General features: G+C 38.7%; 14 protein-coding genes. 1 reads left to right on the top strand and 13 read right to left on the bottom strand.

Going from position 1 to position 16,007, the window contains the following annotated elements:
• Positions 1 to 256: 256 nt before the first annotated feature.
• The 8 genes from cas2 to BMX58_RS13070 all read right to left on the bottom strand — a co-directional run bounded on the left by cas2 (position 257) and on the right by BMX58_RS13070 (position 9,512).
• Positions 257 to 538, bottom strand: coding sequence for a CRISPR-associated endonuclease Cas2 (gene cas2 / locus BMX58_RS13105; protein WP_338061247.1), 282 nt, complete (start codon positions 536 to 538; stop codon positions 257 to 259).
• Between the two features lie 28 nt (positions 539 to 566).
• Positions 567 to 1,598: a type I-C CRISPR-associated endonuclease Cas1c gene (gene cas1c, locus BMX58_RS13100; RefSeq protein WP_068621557.1), complete on the bottom strand. Its 1,032-nt coding sequence runs from the start codon at positions 1,596 to 1,598 to the stop codon at positions 567 to 569.
• The gene (gene cas4, locus BMX58_RS13095) at positions 1,582 to 2,250 is read right to left on the bottom strand and encodes a CRISPR-associated protein Cas4 (RefSeq protein WP_068621560.1); all 669 of its coding nucleotides are present in this window, start codon (positions 2,248 to 2,250) and stop codon (positions 1,582 to 1,584) included. Before cas4 ends, cas1c begins: the two co-directional genes overlap by 17 nt.
• Entirely contained in the window at positions 2,240 to 3,097 is an 858-nt protein-coding gene (cas7c, locus tag BMX58_RS13090) for a type I-C CRISPR-associated protein Cas7/Csd2 (protein WP_068621562.1), read from the bottom strand. The genes cas4 and cas7c overlap by 11 nt, the downstream gene beginning before the upstream one ends.
• Before the next feature lie 31 nt (positions 3,098 to 3,128).
• Entirely contained in the window at positions 3,129 to 4,979 is a 1,851-nt protein-coding gene (cas8c, locus tag BMX58_RS13085) for a type I-C CRISPR-associated protein Cas8c/Csd1 (RefSeq protein WP_068621564.1), read from the bottom strand.
• A 15-nt stretch (positions 4,980 to 4,994) separates the two neighbouring features.
• Positions 4,995 to 5,690 carry a type I-C CRISPR-associated protein Cas5c gene (gene cas5c / locus BMX58_RS13080; protein ID WP_068621567.1) on the bottom strand — a complete coding sequence of 232 codons (696 nt, stop codon included), beginning with the start codon at positions 5,688 to 5,690 and terminating at the stop codon, positions 4,995 to 4,997.
• Between the two features lie 233 nt (positions 5,691 to 5,923).
• On the bottom strand, positions 5,924 to 8,374 hold the full coding sequence (locus BMX58_RS13075) for a CRISPR-associated helicase/endonuclease Cas3 (RefSeq protein ID WP_068621570.1): 2,451 nt from the start codon (positions 8,372 to 8,374) through the stop codon (positions 5,924 to 5,926).
• A gap of 463 nt (positions 8,375 to 8,837) precedes the next feature.
• Positions 8,838 to 9,512 carry a type IV toxin-antitoxin system AbiEi family antitoxin domain-containing protein gene (locus BMX58_RS13070; RefSeq protein ID WP_084253781.1) on the bottom strand — a complete coding sequence of 225 codons (675 nt, stop codon included), beginning with the start codon at positions 9,510 to 9,512 and terminating at the stop codon, positions 8,838 to 8,840.
• A gap of 253 nt (positions 9,513 to 9,765) precedes the next feature.
• Between BMX58_RS13070 and BMX58_RS13065 the strand changes: the two genes are divergently transcribed.
• On the top strand, positions 9,766 to 10,746 hold the full coding sequence (locus BMX58_RS13065) for a hypothetical protein (RefSeq protein ID WP_068621572.1): 981 nt from the start codon (positions 9,766 to 9,768) through the stop codon (positions 10,744 to 10,746).
• Between the two features lie 94 nt (positions 10,747 to 10,840).
• Here the strand turns inward: BMX58_RS13065 and BMX58_RS13060 are convergent, their stop codons facing one another.
• The 5 genes from BMX58_RS13060 to BMX58_RS13040 form a co-directional block, all read right to left on the bottom strand.
• Positions 10,841 to 12,109: a glycoside hydrolase family 1 protein gene (locus BMX58_RS13060; protein WP_068621575.1), complete on the bottom strand. Its 1,269-nt coding sequence runs from the start codon at positions 12,107 to 12,109 to the stop codon at positions 10,841 to 10,843.
• Between the two features lie 212 nt (positions 12,110 to 12,321).
• Positions 12,322 to 13,146 carry an SDR family NAD(P)-dependent oxidoreductase gene (locus tag BMX58_RS13055; RefSeq protein WP_068621577.1) on the bottom strand — a complete coding sequence of 275 codons (825 nt, stop codon included), beginning with the start codon at positions 13,144 to 13,146 and terminating at the stop codon, positions 12,322 to 12,324.
• 19 nt (positions 13,147 to 13,165) lie between these two features.
• Positions 13,166 to 13,960 (bottom strand): SDR family NAD(P)-dependent oxidoreductase, encoded by a 795-nt coding sequence (locus BMX58_RS13050; protein WP_068621579.1) that lies wholly within the window; start codon positions 13,958 to 13,960, stop codon positions 13,166 to 13,168.
• Positions 13,961 to 14,050: 90 nt separating this feature from the next.
• Complete coding sequence (locus BMX58_RS13045; RefSeq protein ID WP_068621581.1) at positions 14,051 to 14,713, bottom strand: response regulator; 663 nt, start codon at positions 14,711 to 14,713, stop codon at positions 14,051 to 14,053.
• A 13-nt stretch (positions 14,714 to 14,726) separates the two neighbouring features.
• Positions 14,727 to 15,899, bottom strand: a complete 1,173-nt coding sequence (locus BMX58_RS13040; protein WP_068621584.1) for a sensor histidine kinase — start codon at positions 15,897 to 15,899, stop codon at positions 14,727 to 14,729.
• Between the last annotated feature and the right edge of the window lie 108 nt (positions 15,900 to 16,007).

The raw sequence follows: 16,007 nt of genomic DNA, 5'->3' as shown, positions 1-16,007 counted from the left end.
GATTTCAATCCACGCACTCACGAGGAGTGCGACGGACATTGAACATTGGATTGTTGACTTGAACGAAATTTCAATCCACGCACTCACGAGGAGTGCGACTGCGAATTATAGCGATAATCAATGAATTTATGTATAAATCAACAGATTAACTCACTATAACTCGTTTTTACAATAAATATTAAAACAATCAAGTCAATTATATTACATCATCGAGGTGCGAAGCTTCTAATACTTTTATGTTCACTTCAGGTTCGCACTAGAAGAATAATACATCTTCCAAGTTCATAGCTTTTTTCGTTCCAAAGTGTTCGACTTTATTTTTGTAGTTATTACCGATGATGTAGACCCTCAAACTATCCTCATTCGTATCAATAATATCCAACAACTTAATTTTTAATTCGGTAAGTTGAGTATTATCCACAATACACTCAAATACAGAATTTTGTACCCTTTGCCCATAATTTTGGCAAGTTTTTGCTACCTTGCGTAATCTAGTTCTACCTGCTTTATCCGATACGCTGACATCATAGGTTATCAATGCTAGAATAACATGTCACCTACTTCCCCTACTTCCATAGAAATGGTGGATATTGATCCAAATCTCCTCTTAAAGACCGCGCAAGCAACAGACTTTGAGAATATGGAGCTAATCCCCAAGTTATTTTTTCATCCAAAAATGGGTGCATAATGGGCTCTTGTTTTTTACTTTGCCAAGCTGATATAAATTTTTTTCTACCCTCATCGGTCATAATCACAGAGCCATTTTCTTTTTGGATAAAATCTTTTTCATTAATGACCTTCAAATTAATTAAAGAAATTACAAACCTGTCTGCCATGATTCCGCGAAATTCTTCCATCAAGTCCAAAGCTAGCGATGCTCTTCCTGGTCGATCACGATGAAAAAAACCAACGTATGCATCTAACCCCACCTGCTCCAAAGCTCCAGCAATATCAATCGACAATAATGTATACGCGAATGATAACATTGCATTTACATTATCGAGTGGAGGCCTTCTATTTCTCCCATGAAAATAAAAATGCTCTTTCTGTTGCAAAATCATTTCGTCAAACACACGGTTATAACAGACTGCAGCTTGCCCTTCCAAGCCCCTCAATGATTCAAAGTTATCGCAGACCTTTATTTCTTTCAACAAAAAAGCAAGCTGTTGCGATGCATTTTTAAAAGATTTTATGTCCACTGACAAAGGGTGATCTCTAGTTGCTCGTTCCAGTATCCATTTGTGATTATAAACTTTCCCGATAATAAAGTTTCGAGCGATTTTCACTGATTCACTCTCATTTTCGGAAATTTGATACTGTTTTTTTCGAAGAGTTACATTTCCTCTTGAAGGACCGATCACCCTTGCCATAAATTTCCCACTCTGTCTCATGAAAGTCAAGGATACATTGTGCTCCACGCAGTATCTCATCAAAGCTGGACTTGCACCTGAATAGCCAAAGGTCACGATAGATTCAATATTATGCATCGGGACTCTACCAATTTTTGTATCATTATTTAATACTACAAGATTATCGCCATCCAAAGAAAGATAGGAATCTGGCGTGGTAACGTAAATTGTATTAAGTAATTTTTTCAAAACCAAGCCTCCTTTCCAAATAGGAACTGACTGATTCCTTATTCATTAGCTTAGGAAGGCAGATATCCTTTAATGAACAACGTTCACAATGGGGACCTGTTTTCACTTTGGGAGTATGTCTTTTTAGGTATAAATCATGCATCTCGGCAAACATCTTCCTTACTCTATCGCGTAATTCAGGGGTAATTTGTATTTCGGATCTTCGTTTGGTTTCATTATAGAATAGATATCCTACATCAATTGAACATAAAAGCATTTCCTCTAGACAAAGGGCTTGAGCAACCATTTGCAGAATATCCGCATCATTTTCTTTGGGTTTTCCGTGTTTATATTCAATCGGAACAGGAAGATAAAGTCCCTCCTCACCATGTATCGATACGCCATTTTTATTCTGAATAAATTCAACAACATCACAAATACCTGATGTGCCTAAGTTATACGATTTTACAGGCATTCCTCGAATGATGAGTTTGTCTTTCCGTTTTTCTCTGATGAATGGCTCGTCAGCTTTTTTATGAAGGTCTTGCCCTTCAATCGTCAAATCATTTTCTTCCCATTGCTGTTCAATATGAATCAATGCCCACTGTCGTTTACAAAATACAAAATGTTGAATTCCTGATAATAACAGAAAGTCATCTTCATCATAAACCATCCAGAATCTCCACATTCAAATTATCCAACGAGCCAAGTGCTACCGCATAATCTTCAAAAGAAGCTGGATGCTCGGTTTTCTTTTCAAGCGATAGCAAGCGATGCACTTTTGCTGAAGAATATTGCCCTAGCTTGGACGTATGATCCCACCAGTAAACTTTATTCACCTCCATGCTGCCATCGGGTCTCGCCGAAGATACATCGTTAGCAAATAACGTTTGAAGTGCCATTTTGATTTTCTCAGCATCTTCGTTTGTAAACCCAGTTTTTTCAGCTAACTGGGTATTGATGCTACCTTTTAATACATAAACACCGAATTCTACAAAATGCTTCATCCCCATTGTATCTGATCCTTTTGTATCCGAAGTTGTAGAATTAACGCTTTTTGTGATCTGCATGCTTGTCACATCTACGGGATCTACGCTGACGGCAGTCTGTATCGAAACTGGTCCTCTTACGCCAACTGAAAGTTCAGAGCCTTTGAATGCAAACACTTGACCAAAACTTCTGACATCTACCCATTCAGAGCAAGCAACCGATGCAAACTCGTCCGACGTTATTTTAGATTTTTTATCACCTAGTGCCTTCTTCAATGTTTCATTAGAGTCCGCACGATCTCTTAGAGATTGGAAACCATCATCTGTTCGATCCTGCGATTGTACGAAAATTGAATCCCCCATATCCTGAAGTCTGTTGCGTATTTTTCTTTTGATGCACACATCTGACATTTCACCTTTACCATCATAGTTTTGTCTTGGCCGATTACCATTCAATGGGTCTCCGTTCGGATTGGCTTTTGTCACCGAAATGATTGCTGCGAAATCAATTTTGTGGTCTAATACTGCCATGTTTGTTTCCTCCTTTTATTTATGCTTTTATTTATTCATCGTCTGATGTTGTTTCAGTTAAAATCTCAACTTTCTGTTTTTTTGTATATAATTCTTGTCGTTGGCTGGAATAACCTAATAAATATACACTCTTCAATGGTTTATCATTGAAATCTTCAAATTCAATTTTGGAAAGTATCTCATCTATTTGTTTTGTATAGAAAATTGATTTTTCTCCTAGCCTTGCTTTATATGGCTGAATTGCTTTTTGGATGATTTCCCACGTCCGACTAGGGTGTTGTGAGAACGCACTCATATACCTCTCCGCATTCGTAATTCGTTTTTTCTCGTCGGTCCGTAACGCAGTATTTTCAAGGACATCCGCCACTGCCAATAATCTGCCGAATAAATAGCTCCTATCCTTAATGTTATTATCTAATCCCACACCGTCCGCTCCCTTCTCATTTACCAAAGCACATGCAATGCTTAATACTTTCTCCCATTCCCATCTCTCCATAGCAACCGGATTACTCGCTCTTCTGACACAAGAATCTATTATGTCCTTGGGAATCGTTCTTCCATCAATGATACAAGGAAGCAGTCTTTCCATTACGGACTTGATAACTTTGTTGTTCGCTTTCTCGCCATGTGCAGCTACTGCAATATTTTTAATTGATGGTGCACCAAAAAATACTTTCTTTTCTTCACCAATCTGTCTCCAAGTATGGTTGTAATGCCATTGTTTTATCTTGTCCAGATATTCTTCAGCATCTATTCGCCTATAGTAGATTACTGCCATCCTTCCTGTTGTAGCAGCATCCAATACTAGAATGATTACCTTGGAGTCTGTTTCTAAATCATTTTTATAACCATCGATAGCCTTGGATAATTCAATAGAAAATGACTGTTGAGTTTGGGCATAACCAGCTACTGCTTCGCCCCCTGCCAAGGGATCGACATAATCCAGTTTGTCATTTCCCCACACCAGAACCACTCTTCCATCTATATCCTTCCCTTGCCTATTTATGAGCCATTTCAATGCATTATGCGCTTTCTGTGAAACTTCGTAACTTATTCCTGCCACTTCATTGGAGGTATTGAATCTACCCCGAAATGTAAAACCGCTCGTATCATTCCCGGAGATCAGCTTTGCTTTATCTGCAGGATTACGAATTTTATTGGCATGTCTTTCCGTACCTGGCTGCATTTTCCCGGTCACAAAACAGAGAACATCATTTTGTAGCTTCGTGTTGTAAAAATCAATGAAACTCTGTTGCACCTCTTGATCCATCCATATTTTTTTACTGACTTTATCCGGATAATAAACATCGAATCTGACAAAGGCTGCATCTTGATCCCCGGTAACCACACTAAATATTTCAGGTCTGTCTCCTAGAGAACTGTCCCACTTTGTCCGCAATTTGTGGTTTTCATCTGCCCAAAGTTTTTTATCTTTTACCAAATCAGTAATCAACTCTCCTTTAGACAGATACCTGTATATACTCTCTATCTTTGAGGTCACAAATGGCGACTCGCTCCAGTCTTGTAGTTGCTTGATGTACACTGAATAATCATTTACTTTTTTAGGGTCTCCACCGAACGAATTATAGTCGCCTGCCACATAACTCAACTTGTCATGCAAAGGATAGGGGGCTGTTTTTGCACCCGCACGACTGGAAGACTCTTCTGTAGTAGGTATAACCGTAATGGCATCGTCTTTAGGGATTACTGAAGCTGAGTGAAAGTTTCCATCTTCTGTTACAAGAACTTCTATGTGTGCGGACTGAGTGGTATGAGAAATGGGAAGCAGCATAAATGATTGTCCATTCCTTTTCTGTTCAGTTATCCCTACGTAGTCCCCATTATTTTCATAAGTTTCATATAAATCCAATAGCCAACTCATTGATTTCTCCTTTCTTTATAAATCTAGATCCATCTCAAAATTTACATTTGATTCATCGAATTGCTTCGCCTTCATCTTTTTGATGGTCCTGACATTCTTACAGTCTTCCGGCCTAGTAAATTTGATAACACCATTCTCCATCACCGGATTCCATAATCGAACCTCCAACAGATTTTTACCCGTTTCATCGGGATAATTAAACCCGTGTACCATTGTCCCGAAATGCATTTCTTCAGCTTCGTCATAATACCCCTTATTTTCACCAAATTTTACTGGTTCAACATATGCCTGACATTCCCTTGTGCCCAGGAAGATATCCCTTCTTCCTCCCATTTCGATTGACCTTTTTAGAATATTATGGTGTTTGTGTTCATTGCGATCAGAAATCAAGTCCGGGCGATACGGATTGAATTCAAAGTGAGCCTTCACTTCATACTTAACGTCCCGAAGATATGTATAGTTTGCAAGTGTGTTTCCACCTCCATAATTGATAGGCCTCATTCCTTTGGATTCCATTCTTATGGGATTCATTATCCTGATTTCATCGATATAATACATAATAGTAGGCTTCCAGTAAACGCTTTCAATTATACCTTTAATCGATTGGTACGTTGGTAACTGATAGGATAATTTTTCCCCGCCCATCCTAGTCAGAGGGTCCGTGAACAAAGCATAGGGTCCGTACACAACAAATTCGACGCTATTTCTCATTTCTACCCTTCTCTCATTTTGTTTACGTTCATTATATTCCTTTAATTCGTCTAATGCAAATTTATATTATAAAAGATATTACATGAACTTTAATATTCAATATTTTATTCAAAACCAAAAATATGATATACTCCTCTTGTCGCTTAAATGCGTGGATTGAAATATGTACTATGTGTTATAAGAGATGGGCTTATCTTTTGGATAAGCCTATTCTTATGGCTATAAACACATTATCAGAATTGGATAACATCTACTACGCTACTATTATCAAAATCGATTCCATAGAATTTACTATATGCACTAGGTACAACTGTATATATTGAACCGTCATAAAGATAACGTAATGCCTTACTTTCGCTCAACTTTTTGAAATCATTCTCGTACACATTCACCGTGTACTGTTGCGCCTTTTTTAACAAGGCTGATAGCTTTTCTATACCATACGGCCGATTTAGATCAGCAATTATCTCTTCACCGACTTTATCATATGGTACGATGATGGACTTTGTATTCTGATCTATCACGAAAAATTGTTCCGCTGCATAACTATGCGCCGCTTGTAGTAAGGTTACCTTACTTCTATTCTCTTTTGATTTGCTGATGTATTCGTTCATAAAAGGACAACTCAGTAAAACATTCACCATTGTTGTATTCACATTTCCACCTATAATTTTAAGTGGGTAGTCCAACAACGATTCGATTTCATTATAGTATTTTTCAAAATATAACTTTATGACTTCTGGAGACAACAAATCTACTTTTTTTCCACCTTGCTCGGCCGCTAAATCAATCAGTTTTTGCCGGGTAACTTTTTGTCCTTTTTCTATTTCTGATAAACTACCTAATTTTTCCTCGCCATAATCAATGACGTAGACATTTCCTATTTCCTTTTCTCCGTTTCTGTTGCAACGGCCTGCAGCTTGAGCGATAGAGTCTATCCCCGCAAGTGATCTAATGACACATTCAAAACTTACATCAACTCCAGCCTCAATCAATTGAGTACTCACACATATAACTTTTTTCCCTTCCTTCAAATCTTTCCTAACCTTTTCCAAAATATCCATTCTGTGTTTTGCACACATTGATGTGCTGAGATGATAAACAGTTGCATCTACATTGGATGTCTCCAGCTCTGCATATAATTCCTTTGCAACTCTTTTTGTGTTCAAGATGATGAGTAGGCTCTGATTTACATTCATAATATCTTCTACAAAAGATTTCAAATCCTCTCTACTCATCCTACCGTCTTTTACCTTATCGATTATTTCAGTTCTTTTGAAAGCTTTCACCACATCTGGTAAATTCTCCACAATTTCATTTTTTACGTGTATTTTCCGCTTGATAGTTTCTAAACTAGGTTGGGTTGCCGTGCATAGTAAAACTGAGCTATTTCCCATTTTATCCAAAAAATTCACTGATTCCGTAAATAAAGAGAGGCATTTTGAAGGAACTTTTTGAACCTCATCAAAAATGATGACGGCATCCGTCAAATTATGTAATCGTCTTGTGTATCTGTTTCCTTTTGCATAAAAGGCATTCAGATATTGGACCATAGTAGTAAAAATAATCGGTGCATCCCAGTTGTCTGTCGCTAGCCGAATTTTTTCAGCTTTATTTACCAATATTTCATCCAATTCTTCAGACAATTCATCATCAGTTTGTGGACCGAAATCGACATTGGAATGATGCTCAATAATATTTATGTCATCGTCTAGAATTTCTTTAACCAACTTTGCATTCTGATCGATGATAGAAGTATAAGGAATGACATAGATGATTCTTTCCTTGTTGTGTTTGAGCGCATGCTTTAGTGCGTATCTTAAGCTTGCCAGCGTTTTTCCACCTCCTGTGGGGATGGACAGCGAATAGATTCCGCTCTCATTCCCAGAAAACTTATCACACTGATCTGACATCTCCATTCGCAGTTGGTTGATTTCAGATTTCGCTGTAGAGCTTTGCTGCAGTTCAACCAAATGGTCACTTAATTTTTTTTCGTATAATTGGAACAATTCACGATTACTTATTTTTTGTTCCTTTATTTCATTTTCAAAATGACGGGTATTTGTCCTATCTGCGTCCACTAGCGTACTGAATACAAACGTCGTCAAATAATACAAACTTGTTCGCAATGTAGTTGGTTCCGATTGTGAAATGTACTCGCTTAATTCGACCAATGCTTTGTTTATATAATTTAAAAACGATTCTTCATCCATTACTTTTTCATAAAAGTAACCGCTAAATTCATCATACTTAGCGTAGACTTCTTTTTTCCCTTCCTTACTCACTCGTTCCAAATATTTTGATTCTAAAGAAGGATTATTGAAGTCTTTCAAAAAACCATGATGGGAAATGATGGCATTACCCACCAACTCAGCAAGTATTTTTTCGTTTCTAGAAGAATCTTTTTTATGGAATAATTCATACAAAAACATACCTCCTGCAGTAGAATGATCCACACTGCCTCTCTTCGGAGGATTATCCGGATTTTCTGAAGCAGTTTTAATATAAGTTGAAAATTCTTGGGTAAATTTTCCTAAATCATGCAGCATCCCGGCTAAACCTGTAATATGACTCACTTTAGCTTCTTTGCCATACGATTCTGCTAAATTCTTCACTTCCAACAGATGCTGTTCGACTGTCTGAATTTTTTTATCTTTCCTTCTAATATGCGCAATTGATTCCACTTTGATAGCCACCAATCTATAATATTAGATTTTCTGCCGATTATATTCTCAACTAGTAATATTCCGAAAGTTCGTTGTTTAATATTTATTCATTAATAGTATAATTTTTTTCTTATTATTACAAATATTATTTAATTGAAAATTCTAATCAGATCATAGTTTCGGTATTTCCTGCTCGCAATTTCGGTTTTTTCCGCATAAAAAGACCCACTTCAGATAGTGACTTCAACCTTTTCTAGCAGTTACAGTTGATATACGCAAATTTTCTGAAACACGCTCAGCAGTGGTATAAGGAATGTAAAAAGATACAACCAGATTTCCATCTCAAATTCTAATGTACACTGTTTCAGTCCATTTTCAGCTAAATCTTTTACAAAGCTTTTACAATTTTCAATTTACGGAAGAATTTATCAGTCGCCCGACCACATATTAGATGTTCCTCATATTTACTCCGTCATATTTATCACAAAAGAGCCTCCAAGTATGGACGCAATATTTTATCAACCTTAAGGATTTTTGCGTAATGCATTAATCTGGAGAGATTCTTATCCTTCCGCTTCATATATCTTTTTAAAGCAGTCAATTGTACATCCTTATCCGTTTTATGGCGGGTATTGTAAATATCGCAAAGGGTTTTTTCAACATCATATACTCGGATGATATTTCCAGAGGGACTCTGTTTCTCGATAATACCGAGATTGTATCGTTCAGGCACAGCATAAGAGGAAATAACGTCGGACTCAGTGAGACGTTTATTGTTGTATCCCTGCGGAAATGTCATGTGATAATCAAATGGTGTTACATCAGTCAAATCATGCAAGAACAGGGCTGTTTCGTACGAGAAGATCCCTTTATTGAAACGGGTTTGCAGCAATTGAAATTTATCAGTGAATTCGTCAATACGCACATACATACCATATGCAACTTTTTCGATTTTTCCACTTTTTTGAATGTATCGCTTAAATTGTTCGGGATGGATCCCCTGTGCAGTCAAATCTTTCACTTGAAAAATTCCACTTTGTTCGTTTACGACATCTTTCACTGTCTCATCAATTTGTTTATTCCTAATTATTGGTTGTAGTCCCATTAAATTCTTGCTGTTGTTGCTTGTTTTTGATTTCGAATTTCCGTCTTTCATGAGCAGCACTCCTAAGTGAATTTCATACTATAAACAATACACTTATATAGTTTTATTATCAAATCATATCACTCACTATTTACCGGCATTACCTCGTTTGATTCCACCCATATCATTTCCCCGCCCCATCTAAAAGTGCTACACTTTAGTTGACGCAAAAGCACTCATCCATCATAGCATCATCAGATCCAACTGAAGGTCATCACAGCAACCGTCATATCAGATTCATCGTCAGAAATGGGGGAGAAAAACAATGGATACGCTAAGCAATTATGTAGAATCCGTCTTTGCGACGGTTCCGGATTCGCCGGAACTGCCGGACCAAAAGAAGGCAATGTTAAGCAAGCTGCAGGACAAATACCAGCAACTGAAAGTTGACGGCAAGAGTGAACACGAGGCGATCAGCGGGGCAATAGCGGCACACGGAAATGTCGCTGAATTCACCCAAGCAGCTGCCGCTACGGATTCGGCTGCGCCTGCAGATATTCCCGAAAATGAGGTCTTCCTTACTCCCGAACAAGTCGACGAATACATCGATCACCGCCACCACTTCGCCTGGGCGATGGCTACAGGTGTTTTCCTGTGCATCATGGGCCCTACCAGCCTGTTCCTTGGCCAATACCTTACCGGTTTCAGGGGAGGCCGCACGAGCGAGCTGCTGGAAATACTGACGCTCATACCGCTGTTCATCTTTGTCGCAGCCGGCGTTGCGCTGTTCATTCTTTACGGCATGAAGGAACAGCAATTTGAACTGGAGGAAAAACGGGTTCAGCTCGACTCCACAACCTATGCCCGCCTGAAAGCTGAACACAAGGCTTTCAGGCCGCGTTTGGCGGTCGCTGTCGCAATCGGGGTCGCGCTCTGCATCCTGGCGCCCGTCTCGATGCTGCTTTCCGTCGTCCTGCTCGGCGAGGATAATGGCCTGTCGCTTGTGTTCCTGCTCAGCTTTATCGCGATCGGCGTCTTCCTGTTCATCTTCTACGGCATCCAGGACGAAACGTACGAAAAACTGCTGTCGATTGGTGAATTTGCGAAGGACAAGGCCGAGCAGAACAAAGTGGTCGGCATCGTCGCGGGTGTCGTCTTTCCGCTGGCCGCTGCCATCTATCTGATTGCCGGCTTCGTCTATTTCGCTTGGGCGACCGCCTGGATCATCTTCCCGATCACCGGTATCCTCTTCGGCATTTTCGCGACTGTCTACAACGGCTACACGAATCTGAAAAAGAAAAAATAGAATGGCAATTCCCTATCGAAAGCAGCTTCCGAAAATAATTAAAGAGAAGGAACAATCACCTCCGCGGGTGGCTGTTCCTTCTCTTCTTAACGCTTCATGCGAACTTGTCGGCATAGCTGCCCAACACTGAAAGGCTTCGTTTTGGATACCGCTTTTGCGTTTGTCTATCCACTGCAATCAAACCGAACGTCATTGAGTAGCCTTTCTGCCATTCAAAATTGTCCAATAAACTCCAGTGCATATAACCATGCACAGGAATACCATCAGCGATACAATTTTTGACTCCGGCAAGTGCCGTTTCAATAAATTGAACGCGACGCTCATCGTCAGCAGTTCCGATTCCATTTTCCGTTACCAGTAATTCCCCTTTAAATGATTCGGCAACTTTACGTATGACATTTTCCAACGCTTCCGGATAATACTCATAATTCATTTGAGTCAATTCAGCATTTTCTGGCGCTTTTTGAATGCCATCCACTCCGATAATCTCCCGCGTATAATTTTGGATCCCCAAGAAATCATCTTTTTCGATGTATGGCGTATAGTGTAAAAATTCTTCTTGCCATTCTTTTTCCACATTTTTAATCGTTTCTGGCGTATCATCAGCAGCTTGCAAATCATGCAGACTGAGTGAAAGACCGACTTTTAGATGAGGACAAACCGCTCTCATGGCATCCCGTGCCGCTTCATGAGCCCGCATAATCAATTCATCCCCAAAAGATGTTCTTTGTGACAAGAAAGTATGTGCATTTTCACCAGTACTCAAGTCAAAGGCCCTCGTAGTCTCATTCATTTGTAGCTCATAGTCCTTCATCACCGGCATATTTATCCCAACTTGTATATTATTGGATTCCATTTGTTTTTTGATACGCTTAATGATGGCTGCCAGTTGGATTCCCATATTCGCTTCATTGATTGTGCATACATACGTGAACAGTTCGCCAAGATTCTCCGCAACGTATTGGCAATAATTCTTAAAATATGCGACAGTATGCTCAGATTCCCAACCGCCTTCAGTGATCAACCACTTTGGACTCGAAAAATGATGCATGGTAACAATCGGCTCGATGCCGTTCTCATGGCAACTTTCTAAGACCTTTCGATAATGAGCAATTTCATTCTCGTCGAATTTGCCCATTTCAGGTTCAATACGCGCCCACTCAATTGAAAAACGGTAAGCATTCAGACCTGCTTCCTTCATTAATCGGATATCTTCTTCAAAGCGATTGTAGTGATCACAAGCATCCAGTGAGGGTTCCACAAAAATAGTGTGTTCCATGTTTTCCTGAATCCAAAAATCACTGTGCGTATTATTTCCTTCCACTTGATGGGCAGCTGTTGCCGTTCCCAGTAAAAATGTCATCTAACTCGCTCCTTGTAATGTAAATTTTATTCTTACAACTTTCACTTTTAATCATCCATCACCTTATGAATACAGAATATCATAATAAAAAAGCGCATTCTTTCTCTTTACAAAGAAATATTATACTATTCAAATATATCAAAAAAAAAAGCCCCGAAGCAACTCCGCTTAATTGAGTCATTTCGGGACCGATTCAGATAATCAAATTTCCTTTATACTTTAAGAAGTCCCTTGGTTCCTGAAGCAATGCATCCACCATCGCAAAGAATATCGATGCCAGTAAGATAGCCAGCTTTCTCATTTGATAAAACTTTAAATAGATAAGCGATCTCTTCCACCCTACCGTAGCGTTTGATTGCACATTTTTCTACAAATCCTTGGCTTAGCTCTCTTTCTGCGTCAGCCATAGGAGTTTCAAAAAGCCCCGGCGAAATCGAGAATACTCTGATTCCTCTTTCAGCAAATTTTTCCGCATGCATTTGAGCGTACCAAATCACAAAATTTTTGGATATGCTGTATGAAATCCCGGATTGATGTTTCTTTGGAAAAAGGGAAACCCTATTCATCATTTTCTTCAAAAATAATTCTATATTTGTTGTCGATAATGAATACTTTTCTGAAGGCATGACCATCTTTGGAACGAGATGACCCGACATGGATGAGACGTTGATGATACAGCCATTCTGGATTACTTTTCCGTAAAAAACCTCATTAACATTGACGGTTCCGACAGCATTTATCCGCATGATTGTTTCCGCAGAGCCCATATTTGGCGACAGCCCCGCTGCATGTATAACTACCTTGATATTCCCCATATTTGACGCATATTCAGCTAATCTTTCAACCGCTATGCGATCAGAGACATCACAAGGAAATCCTTCTGCTTCTATCCCCTTCATTTTCAAGTCTTCCACCGCTGCTTGCAACTTCTCGATTGTTCGGCCGGTAATCAGAATTTGATACTCGTCACCCAACTCTTTAGCAGCTGCCAGTCCCATACCGCTGCCTCCGCCAGTTATCACACATATCTCTTTCATCTTGCACCTCTTTACCTTTCTAGTTCACTCGCAATACTTTTCCGATAAGCTTTATTGCCAACTTAGGGCTAACTTTATACAAAACATTCATAAGCTTGGCATCTTTCCCGATAAACATGCGGAACTTATTCTTTTCTACACTTGAAATAATCAGTCTAGCCGCTTCTTTAGGCGTTAAGAGAAATTTAGTGGTTTTTACATTAACATCCTCAACATTGATTCCTAAATCTGAATTTTTCATTATATTAGTTGCTATACCACCAGGGATTACGACAGAGACACCCATATTCGTACCCGCCATTTCGGCGTAAAGCCCTTCCGTCAAAAGTTTTACAGCCGCTTTGGAAGCACCGTAAATACTTTGACCAGGGACCGGGAAAAAACCTCCCATACTCGAAATATTTGTCAGATGAGCCTCAGGTCGTTTTTTTAGCTCAGGTAAAAAAACTCGAACCATATTCAGAGTCCCATGCAGATTCACATTGATAATTTGATCAATCTTCTCTTTTCCGATTTCATCTACATTAAGAAAAGGCTGAATGATACCAGCATTATTTATGAGAACATCTATTTGACCATGCTCAACCAGGACATCCTGAAGTAAAGCTTCCACTTGTTCAAGCTCAGCGATATCCGTTATATGTATGGACATTTTTTGATTTTTTCCAGAAATTGTAAATGTTTCTCTCAGTCCAATTTCGTCGATATCAACAGCTGCCACCTTTGCTCCTTTGCTTAATAATGTCAGTACCAACTCCCTTCCCACACCATTTGCTCCACCAGTTACCACGACTACCTTATTTTTTACTTCCATGAAATCGCCTCTCCTTATCGTATTGCTCTTCTGCTTAATTTTATTATAAGAGCATTGAGATGAAGTTGATATTGTACCTTTGGGAAGTTTTCACATATTTGAAACGATTATTATTTTCTTAACCAGAGCCATCGCAACAGCTTCAGTTCTGGAATTTACGCCTAACTTCCTGTAAATATTTGTCAAATGCGCCTTGACAGTTCGCTCGGTGATGCCCATGTCCATCGCTATTTCTTTGCTCATTTCACCCCTGACGACATGAGTCAAAATCAACCTTTCTCTTTGAGTCAAATCCGTTCCTAAAGAGTGCTCCGGATTGATCAGCTTATGCGCATCCCTTTCAAGCAATTCTGTTATTTCCTTTGGAAAGAATGCTCTATTCTCCAGACTTTTATTAATAACTTCCAACATTTCCTTTCGCGAAGAATCTTTTATGATGAAGCTTTTTACGCCATAGTCAATTGTTTTCCGAATAACGACTGCATCATCTGACATGGTCAAAACTATTACCGGCACATTACACCCTAGTTTCCTTTTTTCTTCCAAAAATTCTAACCCTCCCATGACAGGCATTTGAATATCCAAAAGAATCAGGTCGTACTGAACGATCTCAAGCATTTCCAACGCTTCTTTCCCATTTTTGGCTTCATCAATATCCGAAAATTCTTCTTCCGCATCAAAAATAAGTCTAAGACCTTCTCTGACAATAGTGTGATCATCTACTAATAAGATTTTAGTGGGTTTCGTTCTCAATGTTCTCCACCCCTCATATCGTGACAATCAGAGTTATACAGGTTCCGCACTGTTTTTCACTTTCAATGATCAGCTTTCCATTAATTGCTTTTGCTCTTTCTTGCATACCAAGAATCCCATAATGTCCATATATGCTGTGAAAGTGTTGATAGTCAAAACCAATCCCGTTGTCTTCCACACGAATGATTACTTGCTCATACTCCAATGAAACAATAATGTTAACTTGAGTAGCTTTTGCGTGCTTGGTGATATTCGTAAGAATTTCTCTGAATATGTATGCGATATTTTTTTCAAATACGATAGAACTATAGCTGCTTCCTGTTTTATTGAGTTTAATTTTAACAGCAGCTTGTCGCCTGAATATTTCTATTTCTCTTTCAATTGCTTCCCCTAGGTCATTTCTGTTTGCGTGATGCAATCGTAACCCTTGAATAATCTCTCTGGATTCTTTCAGTGACTCACGTGTATGATCTGCAATTTTTTTTGCGATCATTTGACTTTTTTCCATATTGCCGTTTGCAAGATGAATATCTAAAGCTTCCATTTTCATCAAGATACCTGCCATTCCCTGTAATAAAGTGTCATGAATATCCCTCGCTATTTTTTGTCGCTCACTCTCTCTTGCCATTTCTTCTAATTTGTCATTGGCAGTTTCAAGTTCTACAAGTAACCGTTGCGTTTTTTCAAATGCTCTGACCTGATTTGAATAGAGATGTCCGTATACTAATATTGAGAATGATATGAGTAATAATAATGAAATTGAATGCAATAGCTCCGTATATCCATTATTAAAGATGATTGTTGCGCAATAGATAAGATAAAAGTAGGAAGCAGAATAGAATGATTTCCGGATATCATTCCATAATTGGATGCTCTGGGCAATAATCATAGGAATCAAGCCCAGATAGGCAGCTTGATAATTTCCCTTAATGACAACAGAAAGTGAAAATATGATTATTCCTTGCAGGAAAAGATATAAGGCTGTCTTTTCTTTGAAAATTTGTTCTCGAAACAAGTACATTACTGCATGCAAAGAAATCAGTAATGAGAAACTAAGTACAGATTTTACATTCCAATTTTGCTCACTTTGAAAGAAAACAGTCGCCGTATAAACCAAGAGAATTCCTCCGATGACAGGAAATTCCATAGATAGTGCTTCTCTTTTTTTATTTTGTCTAATTATCATAATGACTCCTTCTCTCAAAAACATCTTTACGATAGTCATTCTGGATTGTAATAAAACAGAAAAAAGTTTGGGAGTCCCAAACTTTTTTCTGTGTTTTATACCGCTGAA

The sequence above is a fragment of the Trichococcus ilyis genome, assembly GCF_900109135.1.
In the GTDB taxonomy this organism is placed as follows: Bacteria; Bacillota; Bacilli; order Lactobacillales; family Aerococcaceae; genus Trichococcus; species Trichococcus ilyis.
Note: the sequence above shows the minus strand (reverse complement) of the source record. Positions and strands in the feature narration are given on the sequence as shown.